Source organism: Protofrankia sp. CiT1 (assembly GCF_917627335.1).
Taxonomy (GTDB): domain Bacteria; phylum Actinomycetota; class Actinomycetes; order Frankiales; family Frankiaceae; genus Protofrankia.
Window position 1 is genome coordinate 13439 of sequence record NZ_CAKJTP010000040.1, and the last position, 15473, is coordinate 28911.

At 69.3% G+C, this 15473-nt stretch carries 17 protein-coding genes; 14 read left to right on the forward strand and 3 right to left on the reverse strand.

Annotated features, from left to right (window positions below; genetic code table 11):
• The 9 genes from MJ785_RS09340 to MJ785_RS09380 form a co-directional block, all read left to right on the forward strand.
• On the forward strand, positions 1-434 hold a 434-nt coding region (locus MJ785_RS09340), incomplete at its 5' end, for a hypothetical protein (RefSeq protein WP_239380456.1).
• A gap of 188 nt (positions 435-622) precedes the next feature.
• Positions 623-1054, forward strand: coding sequence for a phage tail protein (locus MJ785_RS09345; RefSeq protein WP_239309089.1), 432 nt, complete (start codon positions 623-625; stop codon positions 1052-1054).
• Positions 1051-1764 (forward strand): LysM peptidoglycan-binding domain-containing protein, encoded by a 714-nt coding sequence (locus MJ785_RS09350; RefSeq protein ID WP_239309091.1) that lies wholly within the window; start codon positions 1051-1053, stop codon positions 1762-1764. The genes MJ785_RS09345 and MJ785_RS09350 overlap by 4 nt, the downstream gene beginning before the upstream one ends.
• Positions 1765-1803: 39 nt before the next feature.
• Positions 1804-3591, forward strand: coding sequence for a VgrG-related protein (locus tag MJ785_RS09355; protein ID WP_239309093.1), 1788 nt, complete (start codon positions 1804-1806; stop codon positions 3589-3591).
• A 60-nt stretch (positions 3592-3651) separates the two neighbouring features.
• Positions 3652-4020, forward strand: coding sequence for a PAAR domain-containing protein (locus MJ785_RS09360; RefSeq protein WP_239394379.1), 369 nt, complete (start codon positions 3652-3654; stop codon positions 4018-4020).
• Between the two features lie 4 nt (positions 4021-4024).
• A complete protein-coding gene (locus MJ785_RS09365) occupies positions 4025-4447 on the forward strand; it encodes a GPW/gp25 family protein (RefSeq protein WP_239309095.1) in 423 nt (140 codons plus the stop codon).
• Positions 4447-6396 (forward strand): putative baseplate assembly protein, encoded by a 1950-nt coding sequence (locus tag MJ785_RS09370; protein WP_239380458.1) that lies wholly within the window; start codon positions 4447-4449, stop codon positions 6394-6396. Before MJ785_RS09365 ends, MJ785_RS09370 begins: the two co-directional genes overlap by 1 nt.
• 54 nt (positions 6397-6450) lie before the next feature.
• Complete coding sequence (locus MJ785_RS09375) at positions 6451-7020, forward strand: phage tail protein (protein WP_239309098.1); 570 nt, start codon at positions 6451-6453, stop codon at positions 7018-7020.
• Between the two features lie 60 nt (positions 7021-7080).
• Entirely contained in the window at positions 7081-8259 is a 1179-nt protein-coding gene (locus tag MJ785_RS09380; RefSeq protein WP_239380460.1) for a zinc-ribbon domain-containing protein, read from the forward strand.
• On the opposite strand, the gene MJ785_RS09385 is transcribed toward MJ785_RS09380, so the two are convergent.
• Together MJ785_RS09385 and MJ785_RS09390 are read right to left on the reverse strand one after the other, a co-directional pair.
• On the reverse strand, positions 8246-8656 hold the full coding sequence (locus MJ785_RS09385) for a hypothetical protein (protein ID WP_239380462.1): 411 nt from the start codon (positions 8654-8656) through the stop codon (positions 8246-8248). The two genes, MJ785_RS09380 and MJ785_RS09385, sit on opposite strands and share 14 nt — an antisense overlap.
• A gap of 73 nt (positions 8657-8729) precedes the next feature.
• Positions 8730-9131, reverse strand: coding sequence for a DUF6444 domain-containing protein (locus MJ785_RS09390; RefSeq protein WP_239309104.1), 402 nt, complete (start codon positions 9129-9131; stop codon positions 8730-8732).
• A 599-nt stretch (positions 9132-9730) separates the two neighbouring features.
• On the opposite strand from MJ785_RS09390, the gene MJ785_RS09395 reads away from it, so the two are divergent.
• On the forward strand, positions 9731-11197 hold the full coding sequence (locus MJ785_RS09395) for a right-handed parallel beta-helix repeat-containing protein (RefSeq protein ID WP_239346121.1): 1467 nt from the start codon (positions 9731-9733) through the stop codon (positions 11195-11197).
• On the opposite strand, the gene nagA is transcribed toward MJ785_RS09395, so the two are convergent.
• Positions 11187-12407, reverse strand: coding sequence for an N-acetylglucosamine-6-phosphate deacetylase (gene nagA, locus MJ785_RS09400; RefSeq protein ID WP_239380470.1), 1221 nt, complete (start codon positions 12405-12407; stop codon positions 11187-11189). The genes MJ785_RS09395 and nagA overlap by 11 nt on opposite strands.
• Here nagA and MJ785_RS09405 point away from each other — a divergent pair.
• From MJ785_RS09405 to MJ785_RS09420, 4 genes are all read left to right on the forward strand, one after another.
• On the forward strand, positions 12406-14061 hold the full coding sequence (locus tag MJ785_RS09405) for an acyl-CoA synthetase (protein WP_239373588.1): 1656 nt from the start codon (positions 12406-12408) through the stop codon (positions 14059-14061). The genes nagA and MJ785_RS09405 overlap by 2 nt on opposite strands.
• 70 nt (positions 14062-14131) lie before the next feature.
• Positions 14132-14644, forward strand: coding sequence for an NUDIX hydrolase (locus tag MJ785_RS09410; protein WP_239309112.1), 513 nt, complete (start codon positions 14132-14134; stop codon positions 14642-14644).
• 69 nt (positions 14645-14713) lie between these two features.
• On the forward strand, positions 14714-14950 hold the full coding sequence (locus MJ785_RS09415) for a hypothetical protein (RefSeq protein ID WP_239346118.1): 237 nt from the start codon (positions 14714-14716) through the stop codon (positions 14948-14950).
• A complete protein-coding gene (locus tag MJ785_RS09420) occupies positions 14947-15339 on the forward strand; it encodes a type II toxin-antitoxin system VapC family toxin (RefSeq protein ID WP_239380471.1) in 393 nt (130 codons plus the stop codon). The genes MJ785_RS09415 and MJ785_RS09420 overlap by 4 nt, the downstream gene beginning before the upstream one ends.
• The last annotated feature ends 134 nt before the right edge of the window (positions 15340-15473 follow it).

Below are 15473 nucleotides of genomic sequence, written 5' to 3' on the forward strand. Positions count from 1 at the left end.
CTACCGGTGCCGACGGTTCCCGCTGGTGTGCGGACCGGGAGGAGGGCGGCGCGGCCGGTATCCGTACCGTCGGTGCAGCGGACCGCGACACCGGCACGCCCGGTATCCACGGGCTTGCCGCCGTACGGCACGCCCCTGCCGACGGTGCGCCGTGCGGCACCCACCGGCAGCGGCTCTCAGGTATCCAGCGGCGGGAACCGACCCGGCGCCGCAGCGCCCACCACAGCATCGGCGCCTGTCCCACGTTTCTCCGGGAGTACGCCACGCACGACGGCGGCGGCGCCCATGCGCGGCGCGCCAGCGCCGGTGCAGCGCCGGTCAGCGATAACGGCATTACCGGCGTCGCCGCCATCACGGCCGTCAACCCCATCATCCGTGTCATCCGCGGGCTCCGAGGCCCGGCCGGAACAGGGTGCTGCCGGCATCGACATTGACGAGTTGATCCGCCGGTTCGATCGGAGGCATCTTGATCATCTTGCTCATCGGCTGGTCGAACCGCTCGGGCGTTTGCTACGCGCCGAGGTCCGGCTCGGACGTGAACGCACCGGCCGTCTGTTGGACGGCGGCCGGTAAGCGGACACACCGGTGAACGAACACAACGGCATCACATGGAAGGACGAGTATGGCAAGCGTCGATCCCGGCACAGCGGTCCATTTCCGCCTGAAGATCGACGGTATCAACCTGGGCGACTGGAACAGCTGCGACGGGCTCGGCTGCCAGGTGGAGGTCGAGGAGCACCAAGAAGGCGGCAACAACGGCTTCGTCTGGCAGCTACCGTCGCGTATCCGCTACCAGAACGTGACGCTGACCCGTCCCCTCACACCGGATACGGCCAAGGTGGCGCAGTTCCTGGCCAAACTGCCCAGAGGTGTTAAACGCGGGACGGCACAGATCGCCGCGCTGCGGCCGGATCTGGCGATGCTGGTGCAGTGGGGGCTCGCCGACGTCGTACTCGTGCGCTGGTCGGGGCCGTCGTTCGACCCGACCCGATCCGAGGTGGCCACCGAGAGCATCGAGCTGGCGTATCACGGGTTCCTGGAGGTGGGCGGATGATCGCGCCAGCCGGCAAGGTGGCGGCGTTCCTGCAGCGGTACCAGCCGCCGACCAACGGCGGCAGCCGGCCGGGTGGGCCGCTGGGTGGGCCCATCACGTTCATGTTCAACCCGAACCAGCTCACCCTGACCAAGTCGGCGACCTGGATCCCGCACATCGTGCGGGGCGCGCAGGAGACCGGTATCCCGGAGTTCAGCGGTTCCGGGCCGCGAACGTTGGACCTTGAGATCTTCCTTGACGTCACCGACACCCATAGCCGCACCGTGCAGCAGCGCGTCGACGAGTTGCTGACCTGCTGCGTGCCCACGGCGGCGAGCATCGCGGCCAAGGCGCCGTCACCGCCGTGGGTGAAGTTCGCCTGGGGCCAGTTCCAGACGGTGTCCTTCTACGCGTATGTCGGCCAGGTCAGCGCCGCGTGCACGCTGTTCGACGGCAACGGTACGCCGCTGCGGGCGAACTGCTCGCTGAGCTTGTCCGAGATCAGTGGCAACATGCCCGGCCAGAATCCCACCTCCGGAAGCCGGTCGGCGCGCCGGGTGCACCGAGTGGTGGACGGCGACTCACTGCCGCTGCTGGCGCACAGCGAGTACGGCGATCCGACGGTCTGGCGGGTGATCGCGGAAGCCAACGGAATCGACGACCCGATGCGGCTGCCGCCCGGCATGGAACTGCTGCTGCCGGCCGCTGACGAGCTGCCAGCCGGCAGCTAGGACACAGGTAGGCAGCTCTAGACACAGGTAGGGAGCACAGTGTCGGACGGCAACTACACCAATTACCTCATCGTCGGCGTACCCGGGCCACTGCCGGAGGAGTGGGAGACCCGCCTGGTACACGCGGCTATCGAGGACAGCTCGAATCTGCCCGCCGCGGCGACGCTGCGCTACCGCGACTCCAAGAGCCAGCTGCTGGACAAGCTCAACATCACCATCGGTTCGCGACTCACCGCCGCGGTCCGGGCCGGTGACAAGACAAGCCCGGTGCCGCTGTTCACCGGCGAGGTCGTCACGCTGGAGACGGAGTTCGACGGCACCGGCACGTTCACCACGATCCGTGCGCTGGACATGTCGCACCGGCTGATGCGCGGGCGGCAGGTGGCCACCTACACCGGCAAGGCGTCGGACATCGCCCGCGACGTGGCGCGGAAAGCCGGCCTGTCGATCGGGAGAATCGACCCCACCAGCACCGTCTACGAGATGGTGACCCAGCCGAACACCACGGACTGGGAGTTCCTCACGATGCTCGCCGCCGACAACGACGCCGAGGTCGCCATGGTCGACGGCACGTTCGTGTTCCGGAAGCCGGTGCGCGCCGCGACAGCACCCGGCACCGGTACGCCGGCCCGCCAGAGCGACGTAGTGGTGCAGATGAACGAGAACCTGCTCGCCGTGCGGTCCACGGTCACCTCGGTCGGTCAGCTCTCGCGGGTGGAGGTACGCGGCTGGGACGTCAGGCGCAAGAAGGAGCTCGTGGCCGAGGCGAAGACGGACACCAGCGCGGAGCTGAACCTCGGCCTCACCCCGGCGCAGGTGGCGCAGCCGTTCGGCGACGCGGAACTGCTCGTCACCGACGTGCCGTACCGCACCGACGCCGAGGTCAAGGCGGTCGCGACAGCGCTCGCCTCGAACGTGACGTCGGCGTTCGCCGAGCTGGAGGTCGGCATCCGCGGCAATCCGCGGATGCGCGCCGGGGTACCGATCACGCTGGCGGACGTCGGCCCGCCGTTCGAGGGCAAGTACACGATCACATCGAGCCGGCACGTGTTCGGGCCGGGCCGGTTCTACGAGACGTGGCTGACCGTCAGCGGCCGTCAGGACCGGTCACCGTACGGGCTGGCGGCCGGTGCCTCCGCCCCGGCCCGCGGGATGCGCGTGCCCGGTCTCGCGATCGGCATCGTGACCAGCACCAGCGCCGGCCAGGGCCGCGACCGTGACCATCCCGAGCGCCGTGACCAGGGCTGGGTCAAACTGCGGTTCCCGTGGTTGACCGGGCTGGGCGGCCCCCGGAAGAACGGCTATGAGACCGACTGGGTACGGACGGTGCAGTTCGGTGGGGTGCGCGGCGGCGGCGTCTTCAGCCCAGAGATCGATGACGAGGTCCTGGTCGGGTTCGAGCAGGGGCTGCTGGACCGCCCGTATGTCATCGGGGGCCTGTACAACGGCGTCGACAAGCCGTCGCCACACGACGGGCCGCTGATCGACCCGAGGGACGGTGCGGTGACCCGCCGCTCGTTCGCCTCCCGCACGGGCCACCGGCTGGAACTGCTCGACCCGCCGCTGTCCAGCCCGAGCGCCGTACGCGGGGTGCGGCTGCGCACCGGCGACAACAAGCTGGTGATCGAGCTCGACCAGCAGAAGGCTGCGGTGACCATCAACAGCGACGGCACCGTGGCCATCGAGGCGAGAAGGCAGGTGACGATACAGGGCAACGGCATCACGCTCGACGCCGGAGCCGGCGAGCTGAGCCTGACCGGCCGGTCGGTGTCGGTGTCGGGCAGGGCCAATGTCGAGGTCAAAGCCCCGATAGTGCGGATCAACTGACGTGCCGCGCGGCGAGGACATGCCGCGCGGCGAAGGAGACGAATGGAGAGGGAGGTGCCCATGCCACCGGCCGCCCGGATCAACGACCAGATCAGCCATCTGGCCACGCCCGTGACGCCGGGGCCCCCGAACGGCACCGTCGGCGTGCCGGGCGGAGCGGCCGTACCCGGGCTGCCCAACGCCGGCGGGCCGCTGCTCGGCGTGCCGAGCGTGCGGATCGGCGGACTACCAGCCGCGGTCATCGGCAGCCTGTGCGTGTGCGCGATACATGCGGAGCTCGGTCCGGGCAACGTGGTGCTGTCCCCGACGCCACCACCGGTGACCGGCATCGTGCTCATCGGCGGCTTCCCCGCCGCGCGCAAGGGCGACCGGATCACCTGTCAGGCGACCATCAGCACCGGCGCTCCCAACGTGCTCATCGGAGGCTAGATCGGTGGCGGAGCAGTTCATCGGGGCGGGCTGGGCGTTCCCGCTGCGTACCGACGCGACCGGGAGCGTGGCCCTGGTGGCCCGCGAGCGTGAGATCGTCGAGGCGATCCGGCTCATTCTCGGGACCGCCCCGGGGGAACGCCCGATGCGGCCGGAGTTCGGGTGCGGCATCCACGACTACGTGTTCGCCCCCGCGGACGAGAACACCGCCGGGCAGATCGCGTTCGAGGTGCGCGCCGCCCTGGAGCGGTGGGAGCCGCGTATCGACGTCCGTGACGTACTGGTCGACTTCGACGCGGGGGAGGCCGGCACGCTGTACATCGACATCCGCTACGTCATCCGTGGCACGAACGACCCACGCAACCTGGTTTTCCCGTTCTACGTGATCCCTTCCCACGACGAGCCGGTTGAGGAAAGTACCACCTGATGCCCCTTCCCGCCCCGAACCTCGACGACCGCCGGTTCCAGCAGCTCGTCGACGAGGCCAAGCGCTTCGTCCAGCAACGCTGTCCGGAGTGGAGCGACCACAACGTCTCCGATCCCGGGGTCACGCTGATCGAGGTGTTCGCACACATGGTCGACCAGCTGCTGTACCGGCTCAACCGGGTACCGGACCGCACCTATCTGGCCTTCCTGGACCTGATCGGGGTCACGCTGTTCCCGCCGACCGCGGCCCGTGCCGACGTCACGTTCTGGCTGTCGGCCCCGCAGTCCCAGCCGGTCGTGCTGCGCGCCGGAACAGAGGTCGCGACGGTACGCACGGGGACCGAGGAAGCCGTCGTCTTCGCCACGTCAGCCGACCTCACGATCGTGCCGTGCACGTTGACCCAGCTACGCACCCAACCCGCTGAGGGCCGCGGCGCCGACCACACCGGCGACCTGCTCGACAGCCGTGACATCGCCTGCTTCTCGGCCAGCCCGGCCGTCGGTGACGCGATGCTGGTCGGGCTGTCCGCGGCCGTGCCGTCGTGCGCGGCCGTGCTGCGCCTGGACAGCAGGGTCGAGGGCATCGGCGTCGACCCGCGGCAGCCGCCGCTGGTCTGGGAGGCATGGGACGGCACGGACTGGACCGGCTGCGAGGTCGACCAGGACGAAACCGGCGGGTTGAACAAGCCGGGTGACGTCGTCCTGCATGTGCCCGCCGCGCACACCGCGTCGGTGATCGCCGGCCGGCGCGCCGGTTGGCTGCGCTGCCGCGTCGTGCCCGCCGAGGCGGGGCAGCCGTTCTACTCGGCGTCGCCGACCATCCGGGCCGCCGAAGCGTTCACCATCGGCGGTACGGTCGACGCCGTCCACGCCGAGACCGTGTTCGCGGAGACGCTGGGCGAGTCCGAGGGAGTGCCCGGGCAGCGGTTCACGGTGGCCCGCCCGCCGGTGATCCCCGACGACGAGCCGTTCGTGGTCGAGGTCTCCGACGGTGACGGCTGGCAGGAGTGGACCGAGGTTGACGCGTTCGGCGCATCCGGGCCGGACGACCGGCACGTGGTGCTTGACCGCACCGCGGGCGAGGTGTCCTTCGGGCCCGCCATCCGGCAGCCGGACGGCGGGCTGCGCCGCTACGGGGCGCTGCCGCCCACGGGCGCCCAGCTGCGGGTACGCCGCTACCGCACCGGGGGCGGGCGGCAGGGCAACGTGGCCCGCGGGGCGCTGTCGGTGCTGCGCAGCTCGGTCCCTTACATCGCCAGCGTGGACAACCGCGAGGCGGCGGCCGGCGGCGTCGACGGCGAGACCGTGGACAGTGCCAAGATGCGCGGGCCGGTGCAGCTACGCGCCCAGGACCGGGCGGTGACCGCGCACGACTACGAAATGATCGCCCGTCAGGCGAGCCCGTCCGCGGCGCGTGTCCGATGCCTGCCTGCCGGTGACGGCGCCGAGAGCGGCGGGGTACGGGTGCTGGTCGTGCCGGAGGTGGCGGCTGACGAGGGTGAGCGGCTGCGCTTCGAGCAGCTCGTACCATCCGCCGATATGCTCGCGACGATCGCGGGGAACCTGGACCGGCGGCGTCTGATCGGTGCCCGGCTGGTCGTGGAGCCGCCGTACTACCAGGGCGTCACCGTCGTGGCCCGGCTGGTCGCCCGGCTCGGTGTCCCCGCTGCCCGGCTGCAGGCGGACGCGCTCGCGGCCCTGTACGCGTACCTCAACCCGCTGCGCGGCGGGCCCGATGCGATGGGCTGGCCGTTCGGCCGGCCGGTGCACGCGGGCGAGGTGATCGGTGTGCTGCACCGCCTGCCCGGGACCGAGATGGTGGAGGAGCTGCGCCTGTTCCCGGCCGATCCGCTGACCGGGCTGCGCGGCGACCCGGTGACCCGCATCGACCTGGACCGGTATGCGCTCGTCTTCTCCTACGAACACCAGGTCCGCGTCGACGAGGGCTGACCCTGCCCCGGGCGGGCGGGGGCGGCACCGTCAAAACACGAAGGGATGGGCCCCATGCGCGGAGCAGTCGACGGGCTGGCCACACCGCATCCATTAGGCCGGCAGCTACCCGCGATCTACGCCGCCGACGACTTCGCGCAGCGACTGCTCGCCGCACTCGACAGCGTCGTCGCGCCGGTGCACGTCACGCTGGACAACCTGTGGGCATACCTGGATCCACAGCTTGCCCCGGCCGACTTCGTCGACTGGCTCGGTGGTTGGGTGGCCGCCGACGCGGCCATCGACTCACCCGCCGCGCGCCGCGAGGCCGTACGCCGTGCGGTGGAGCTACATCGGGTACGCGGTACCGGACGGGGCCTCGCCGAGCAGGTGCGGATGGCGTTCGGCGTGACAGCTGAGGTCGTCGACAGCGGGGGAACCACCTGGTCGCTCACTCCCGGTGCGGAGCTGCCCGGGTCACCGGAGCCGTCGATGACCGTACGGGTACACCCGGCCGGCGGGGATCCCGTGCCAGCCGCGCGGCTCCGGGAATTGATCGAGGCTAACCGTCCCGCGCACGTGACGTACACGGTGGAGATCCTGTCGGCCGCGCCCGGGGACACGGCACCTGCCGACCCGCGGTGAGTACGCCGCGGGCAGGTCCAGACCGAACCCCGGGCCCGCTGGAACATCGGAAGGACGAGTGTGGCTGAGGCCGTCTGCGAGCAGTGCGGCTCCCCGGTGCGGGACGGCGAGCCGTTCTGCGGAAACTGCGGGGCGTTCCTCGAGTGGGACAGGGAACCGGCGCCGACGGGGCAGGCCGCGGCGGCCCACCCCCAGCCGGTGGCCGGGCCGCCGGCCGCGCCAGGAGCCGAGGTGCCATCCGCGCCGGCTGTGATCCCGGCTGCGGCACCGCCCGTGCCTGCTGAAGCAGCACCTGCGCCGCCAACCCCCGCTGCGGACCCCGCGATGTCGCGGGCCGCCGCCTTGCTGGTACCCGTGCAACCGGCACGCCACGACGATCCGCCGGAACCGCACGCACCGGAGACCGCGGCCGGGACCGTCAGCAGCCACCCCGCCACACCCAGCGGGGATCAGCCAGGTGCGGTCCAGCCCGGCCGGCCGGTCCCGCGCCGGCCCACGGTACGGACCTACTCCGACGACCGCGACCCGACGCCGGACGACATCGCCTGCCCGGCCTGTGGCACCGCGAACCGGCCCGACCGCAACTTCTGCCGCCGTTGCGGGGCGGCGCTGGGTGGCCCTGCCGATCGGGCGCGGCGGCTGCCGTGGTGGCGACGCTGGCGCCGGCGTCCCCGCCCCGCCCGGAGCCTGCTCTGGCGGGTGCTGACCTGGCTCCTCATCATCGCGCTGCTGGCCGCTCTCGGCTACGCAGCCTTGGTCCTCGGCCGTAAGGCGACTGACGCGATCCGTGACAAAATTGCCAAGCCCGTACCCGTGCACCCGACATTCGTGCACGCCTCCAGCGAGGCACCCGGGCATCCGGCGGCGTCGGCGGCGGACGGCCTGAGCAACCGGTACTGGGCCCCCGCCCGGACCGGTCCGGCCCAGGGCGAGTACGTGGAGTTCGCGTTCGCTGGCCCGGTGCGGCTGCTTGATCTGATCGTGCACACGGGTGCAGCCGCCGATCAGGATGTCTTCCTCGGCCAGGCGCGCCCTGCGGAGCTGGGGCTGACCGCCTGGACCGCAGGCGGCGACCAGGTCCACACGACGCTGCACCTGGAAGACCGGCTCGGTGAGCAGAAGTTCCACCAGGTGATCGGCGACGTGGTACATATCCGCCTCACGATCAAATCCGACTACGGTGACGCACCCGAACGCCGGGTGGCCCTGGGCGAAGTCGAGTTCTTCAAGCGTCCATGATCGTGTTGGCTGTGTGCGGTCGGCGAGTGCCCAGCGTGGCCGGTCGGCGATCGTCAGGCAAGGATGGTGTGCTGTGCGGGTCGGATTCCTGGTTGAGCAGATGATGGCGCCGGTGCCGGGCGGAACTCGCCTCCTGGGTACGCAACAACTCATTTTCCATGCGTACGTGACGGTTCGTGGGCGTGGCTGTAGGCCGTGCCGGCGGGGCTGGCGCGGGGTCGGGTGGGTGCCCGTCAGGTGACGACGGCGGGTGGTGGCATCCAGGGAGTGCCGCGGAACGCGAGGTGTAGGGCGTGTAGCGCGGAGACGCCGTGCTTGCGGCGGGCGGTACGACCGGCAGATGCCGGCGGAGCAGGAAGTACAGCGCGAGCGCGCGCAGCTCCGGCCCGTAGGACACCGGCGCGCCGGACAGCCCTTCAGGGCGGGCGGCGACGTGGCGGCGTCCGCAGCCGCACACAACCTGGCGAAGATCACGCCGGGTTACCGTCGACCGGGCCGGTTCGAGATCGTGGGACTGGTGCGAGCGCGCGGCTCCCGCCGGCCTCGCGGCGGCCAGCGCCGCCTACGCGGCCACACGCCCCGGTCGGAAAATGCGCCTCGACCCGATCCGGGTCCTCCCGCCAGGCCAGCGTCAACCCGTCCGCGCCCGGCTGCTTACCGCGCTTCTTCTTCCCGGCCGTGTCACCGCCCGCAGCTGCAGGCGCCGGCGGCCCGGGCGGCTTGCGTCCCGGGATCGCGTCGTCCGTCGACGGCGACAACGACGAGTTCCGCGAGTTCCGCGACGCTTTCCGCTCCAGGTCAGCGACCTTTGCCGTCAGCTCGACGATCTCCCTGGCCTGCACCGCCACCGTTGCCCGCAACTCGGCAATCAACTCCGCCTGCGCGCACGAGAGCGATCACACCCTCGATCGGCATCTCCGCCAGCGACTGCACCCCACCCCGTCACCACATCCACCAGATCCGGTATGCTATGCATCAGCCAACAGCCGGACCCGGAGCGAACGCTAACCACCCACAGCAACACCAACAATGAAGCTGAATGTTTACCGATAAACCCTCGATGATCCCACGGGAAATCTCTTCGCAATCCGCTGCGGTAAGCGCTTCGTCGCACACTTTAGTCTCCTTGGTCAGCAGAATCCACAGTATATCGTATGTGACGTGATTCACATGCGATGCACTGACCCTTTGAGACCAAGCATTGGCTGGCGGCTCGACCAGCTGAACAGAACGTTGTTGAACGAACCCGGCCATCGACTCCGTGGTTCAGTGCGTATCGTTCGCCCGAAGCAGATCAAAGAGGCATCCCATTGAGGGATGCGATCGCCCATCGCATGGAACACCTATACTCTCCCTGCCTCAACACATCGAGATGCGAGGGACGTGTATGTTCGCGGCTTTTACGGGCGGGAGCTTGGTCCAGCGGACGGCCCAATCCGCATCATTGCTCTTCGTAGGAGCAATACTACTTTTGGTAACCGCATGCCGGAACCCCGCCCAGCCAACCACCCAGCTCCCCGCCCAGCCATCCGCGGGGGAAGCGCAGCTGGTGTTCTCCGGTTCCGGCGACCTGTCGACCGACGTGAAAAGCCTCGACAACCAGGCCCTTCCTGCCGCTTCGACCTTCTACGCGGGGCTCGCGGGCACAGATGACGGAGCGGACATCCGCTTCACGCTTGACGGGAAATCCCTCACCACGGTGAATCCTGGAGTTGTGAAGGTGGCTGGCCTGGGCGAGGGCAAGCACTCGCTGATCGCGGAGACCTACGAGAAGGACGGGGACCAGTCCCGGCGGACACACCGTTCCCGGGCGAACTTCCGGATAGGCGAAGGCACAGCCGGCGGGACGGCCACGCCCTCGGCGGCACCGGGCCCGGACCAGGAAGACGGCTCCCAGTCACAGTCCTCGCCGCCCGTGCCGGCCGCGCCGGCGCTGGACCCAGTCGCGCCTGGAACGGAGGTGACGGTGACCAATGTCACGAGCCTGATAGACGCGCTCAACACCGCACACCCCGGAATGACCATCACGATGGCCGATGGCCGTTACTCGGGCAAGGACGCAAAAGACTACAATGCCAAGAGCAAGCCTAGTGGTACCCCGACGAGCCCGGGGCGATTCAACATCCGGGTCTCTGGCACCGAAGCCGCACCCATCACACTGCGTGGATCCCGTAACGCCGTACTCGACGGCGGTGGCGCGGGCGGAGGTTACGGCCTGAACCTCCTGGGAGCAAGCTACTGGAAGCTCCAGGGGTTCACCGTGACGGAAGCGACCAAGGGCGTGGTGCTCGACGGTTCCAGCCATGTGACGATCGACGGTCTGTACGTTCACGACGTCGGGCAGGAAGGCATCCACCTGCGGGCTTTTTCCAGCTACAACGTGGTGACCAACTGCCTGGTGGAAAACACGGGGGTAAAGACCCCCAGCTTCGGCGAGGGCATCTACCTGGGCTCCGCCGTCTCCAACTGGGGTCGTTACACAGGTGGCAAGCCGGACACGTCCGACTACAACCAGGTGATCGGAAACACCATCCGTCACACCGGTGCCGAGAACATCGACATCAAGGAGGGCACGACCGGCGGCGTGATCCAGAACAACTCCTTCGACGCGGTCGGTATGTCGGGGAGCTGGGCGGACTCCTGGGTAGACGTGAAAGGCAACAACTATATGATTACCGGTAACAGGGGTACGGTAAGCGGGCCGTCGGCACTCAAGGACGGCTTCCAGACCCATGTGATCACAACCAACGGTGAGTCACTGGGCTCCGGCGACGGAAACGTCTTCGCCGACAATATCGTGGACCTCGGCGGAGCCACCGGCGTCGGCTTCTGGATTCACAATCCGAAAACAACAAACAACAAAATTGACTGTGCGTCCAACAAGGTGACCGGAGGTAGTGGTTTCGCCTCCAAGGACGTGACCTGCGTCAATCCATGACCGGAGCGCCGTCCGCCGCCGCGGGGCCGGTGGAGCCGCGGGGCACGAAACCGCGGGGCTGCGACCACACCCCGTGGGCCATGACCCGGACGAGGCGAAAACCAGCGTCGAGGACCACGAGGTCGGCGTCCAGCCCGGCGGCGATCGCTCCGCACCTGTCGGCCAGGCCGAGCACACGGGCCGGGTTCGTCGCCGCCGCGGCCGCGGCCACCTCGACCGACAGGCCCGTGTCGACGACCGTGCGGCGCACCGCCTCGTCCATCGTGAGCGTGCTGCCCGCAAGCACGCCCGAACGCGCGAGCCGCGCTTGGCCACCGCGTACCCGTACCGCCTGCCCACCGAGGACGTAGTCACCGTCACCGACGCCAGCCGCATCTATGGCGTCGGTGACCAGGACAAGCCGGTGCCGATCGCGGGCGGTCATCCGCGCGACGGACGGGTGCACATGGACACCATCATTGATCAGCTCACAGGCGACGCCGGCATCGAGGGCGGCTCCGACCGGGCCAGGCTCCCGATGATGCAGCGGCCGCATAGCGTTGAACAGATGAGTGGTCAGGCTCGCGCCGGCCGCGAACGCGGCGGCTGCCTGCTCGTAGGTGGCGTCGGTGTGCCCGACGGCGGCCACGATCCCGCCCGCCACGGCATCGGTGATGATGTCGAGGGCGGCGGGCAGCTCGGGCGCGACCGTGATGGCCCGCAGCGCGCCCCCGGCCGCCCGGACCAAGCTGGCGAACACCGCCCGATCCGGGGCGAGCAGATGTTCCGGGGCCTGCGCACCGCAGCGCGCGGCCGAGAGAAACGGCCCCTCCAGATGCGCCCCGACCACATGGCCGTCCGCGCACGCACCGCGCCTGACCAGGCCGGCAGCCCATGACAGCTGCTCCGCGAGCCTGTCGGCAGGCGCGGTCACCAGCGACACGAGCGTGCGGGTGGTGCCGTGCGCGCGGTGGAACGCCACCGCCGCGGCCATCTCCGCGGCTGAGGCGGCGACGTCGTGACCACCACCACCGTGCACGTGCAGATCGATGAACCCCGGCAACAACCAGGCACCGCCAAGATCGACGACCGGCTGTCCAGCCCGGCCCGCCGGCCTGCCAGCGCCGACCGCGGCGATGCGCCCTCCGTCAACCTCGACCCAGCCTGGATCCAGGACACCTTCCGGAGTCACCACCCGGGCTCCGGCCAGCACACACCGTGACATACTCATGGGCATCCTCAAAACCGTACCGGTCAAGGTCGACTACCTGGACGCTGGCACATCGTCAACCGAGGGAGACACATCCATGGCCGGTACCTTTCGGATGTCGTACGCGCAGGCGTGTGCCGAGCACCGCTGGGACGTTCCCGAGCGTTACAACATCGCGGCCGACGTCTGCGACAAACATCCCCGCGGCAAGCTGGCGATGGTCTACGAACGTTTCGACGGATACCGCGCCGATGTGTCCTGGGGCGAGCTGCAGGACCTCGCGGCTCAGGCAGCGCACGCCCTCACCGCGGCAGGGGTCGCACGCACGGACCGCGTGGCCGTGGTCCTGCCCCCATCGCCGGAAACCGCCGGGGTGTTCTTCGGCGTCTGGAAGCTCGGTGCGCTCCTGCTGTCGATGAGCGTTCTTTACGGCGACGACGGGATCCGCCACCGGCTCACGGATGCGCAGGCCGCCGTGCTCATCACCAACAGGGCCAACGCACCCCGCTTCGCCGGGATGGGCGTGCGTGTCCTCGTCCTGGACGACGACCTGCTCACCGGCCACCCCACCGAACACGAGACGGTGGACACGCATGCGGACGACCCGGCGCAGCTGTATTACACCTCCGGCACGACCGGCGTGGCCAAGGGCATTGTGCATGCGCACCGCTACCTCCTTGCCCACAACGAGTTCGTCCACTGCCACGACGTGCGCGACGGTGAACGTTTTCACGGCATGGGTGAATGGGCGTGGGCAGCCGGCATCGCCCCGCTGCTGGGCCCCTGGCGCCTGGGCGCGGTGCAGTGCGTCTACCAGCGCGAAGGCGGTTTCGACCCGCACAGGCAACTGGGCTTCCTCGCCCGGCACGAGGTGACGAACGTGTTCACCACGCCGACGGCGATGCGGTCGATGATGGGCATCGCCGACGCCGGCACGCGTTATCCCCAGCGGTTGCGCATCGTGTGCTCCGCTGGCGAGCCGCTCAACCCGGAGGCGATCCGCTGGTTCCGAGAGCAGTACGGCGTCACCGTCCTCGACTACTACGGGATGACCGAGAGCTATCCGATGGTCGGTAACTACCCGTTCATGGATGTTCGGGACGGCTCCATGGGCAAACCGCTGCCCGGCTGGAAGGTGGCGATCCTCGACGAGAACGGGCGTCCGGTGGGCCCGGGCGAGCGTGGCGAGATCTGCCTGGAGTCACGCTCCAACCCGCACTACCCGCTCGGATACTGGAACCGCCCGGACGACACCGAGCGGGTGTTCGGCGGCGAGTGGTTCCACACCGGTGACGCGGCCAGCCTCGACGAGGACGGCTACTTCTGGTTCGAAGGGCGCGCCGACGACCTGATCATCGCAGCCGGCTACCGGATCGGGCCGTTCGAGGTGGAGTCCGCCTGCCTGGAGCATCCGGCGGTCGCCGAGGCTGCTGTGATCGGCGTCCCGGACGAACGCCGAGGCCACGTTGTCAAGGCCTTCGTCGTGCTCGCCGACGGTCACGAGCCCTCGGCGGAGCTGGCCAGGGGGATACAACAGCATGTCCGTGACAGGCTCAGCGCCTACGCCTACCCACGTCTGATCGATTTCGTCGACAGCCTGCCGAAGACCCTCACCGGCAAGATCCGGCGTATCGAACTTCGTCGTGCCGGACAGAACGACGCCCGCACGACGTAATCCGGTTTCAGGATCCGGGGCTCCCACCACCGGCGGCCCAATGGTCATGGGGCAACTAGGGTCATAGGGCATGACCAGCGGACGACTGCCACCGGCCGAGTTCTACGCGACGCTCCCCCACTCGATCGCGGGGGCCGCTGCCCTCTTTCACGATCCCGAAGGCCGGGTCCTGCTCGTCCAGCCGTCGTACCGCGACGACACCTGGCTCATCCCCGGCGGCCACATGGATCCGGGTGAGTACCCGTGGGACACCGCACGGCGGGAGATCAAGGAAGAACTCGGGCTGGATGTCCGCCCTGGACGGCTGGTAGGAGTCGACTGGGTACCGCCTCAGGAGGACGGCAGGCCGGCGCTGGTCAACTTCCTGTTCGACGGCGGACCGCTCACGGCAGACGACATTGAACACGGTCTGTGCCTGCAGGCGGACGAGCTCACCGCCTGGCGGCTGTGCGCCCCCGACGAGTACGACCAGTTCCTCGCCCCGTACATGGCCCGGCGCATCCGTGCCTGCATGCACGCCCTGCGCACGGGTCGGACCGTGTACCTCCAGCACGGACGGCCACCGCAGGCCCCGACGGACTGACCACCGCCGCAGTCGATGGTCACCTACCGCTCGCTTGCCATTGGCTGCCGCTAGCAGCATAGTGCTGCTATGGCCACTGCGATCACCATTCGGGACGTGCCCGACGAGACTCGCGACGAGCTTGCCTCCCGGGCTGCGCTCAGCGGCCGTTCGCTGCAGGAGTACGTGCGTTCTCAGCTGATCGAACTGGCCCGGCGGCCGGACGCGGAGGTGCTGCTTGCACGGATCCGTGATCGCAAGCAGCGCGTCGGCAGCCGGCTGTCGGCGGAGTCGATCCTCGGCCACCGTGACGCCGACCGCCGGTGACCCTCGTCATCGACTCCGGTTTCGTGGTCACGGCACTCGTCGACAGCGGCCATGTTGGAACCTGGGCGGACCACCTACTCGCCACCGATGACCTGGCCGCGCCCCATCTCATGCCGGTGGAGGCCGCCAATGTGCTGCGGCGAGCTGTCATGGCCGGCGAGATCACGGCGGATACCGCGGCCCTGGCCTATGCGGACCTGCTGAGTCTGCGGGTCGAGCTGTTCGCCTACGAGCCGTTCGCCACAAGGGTGTGGGAGCTGCGGGAGAATGTCACCGCCTACGACGGCTGGTACGTGGCACTCGCCGAGTCGCTGGACGCGAGGCTCGCCACGCTGGACCTCCGGTTGACGAAGGCCGCGGGACCGCGCTGCGCCTTTGCGACCCCGTAACCGCCCCGGCTCATCGGGCCCTCCGGACGAACATATCCCCCGCGCTGATCACCGCTCACACCCGCGGGGCTCACCCCACCGTCACATAGTTCCGGTATAAAGCAGACGTTTTCGGCTAGTATCGGTGGGGCTGT

Coding starts and splice junctions, on each gene's coding strand:
- MJ785_RS09410 (WP_239309112.1), top strand. CDS start 14,132: ATGACCAGCGGACGACTGCCACCGGCCGAGTTCTACGCGACGCTCCCC.
- MJ785_RS09370 (WP_239380458.1), top strand. CDS start 4,447: ATGCCCCTTCCCGCCCCGAACCTCGACGACCGCCGGTTCCAGCAGCTC.
- MJ785_RS09405 (WP_239373588.1), top strand. CDS start 12,406: ATGGGCATCCTCAAAACCGTACCGGTCAAGGTCGACTACCTGGACGCT.
- MJ785_RS09375 (WP_239309098.1), top strand. CDS start 6,451: ATGCGCGGAGCAGTCGACGGGCTGGCCACACCGCATCCATTAGGCCGG.
- MJ785_RS09360 (WP_239394379.1), top strand. CDS start 3,652: ATGCCACCGGCCGCCCGGATCAACGACCAGATCAGCCATCTGGCCACG.
- MJ785_RS09415 (WP_239346118.1), top strand. CDS start 14,714: ATGGCCACTGCGATCACCATTCGGGACGTGCCCGACGAGACTCGCGAC.
- nagA (WP_239380470.1), bottom strand. CDS start 12,407: ATGAGTATGTCACGGTGTGTGCTGGCCGGAGCCCGGGTGGTGACTCCG.
- MJ785_RS09345 (WP_239309089.1), top strand. CDS start 623: ATGGCAAGCGTCGATCCCGGCACAGCGGTCCATTTCCGCCTGAAGATC.
- MJ785_RS09350 (WP_239309091.1), top strand. CDS start 1,051: ATGATCGCGCCAGCCGGCAAGGTGGCGGCGTTCCTGCAGCGGTACCAG.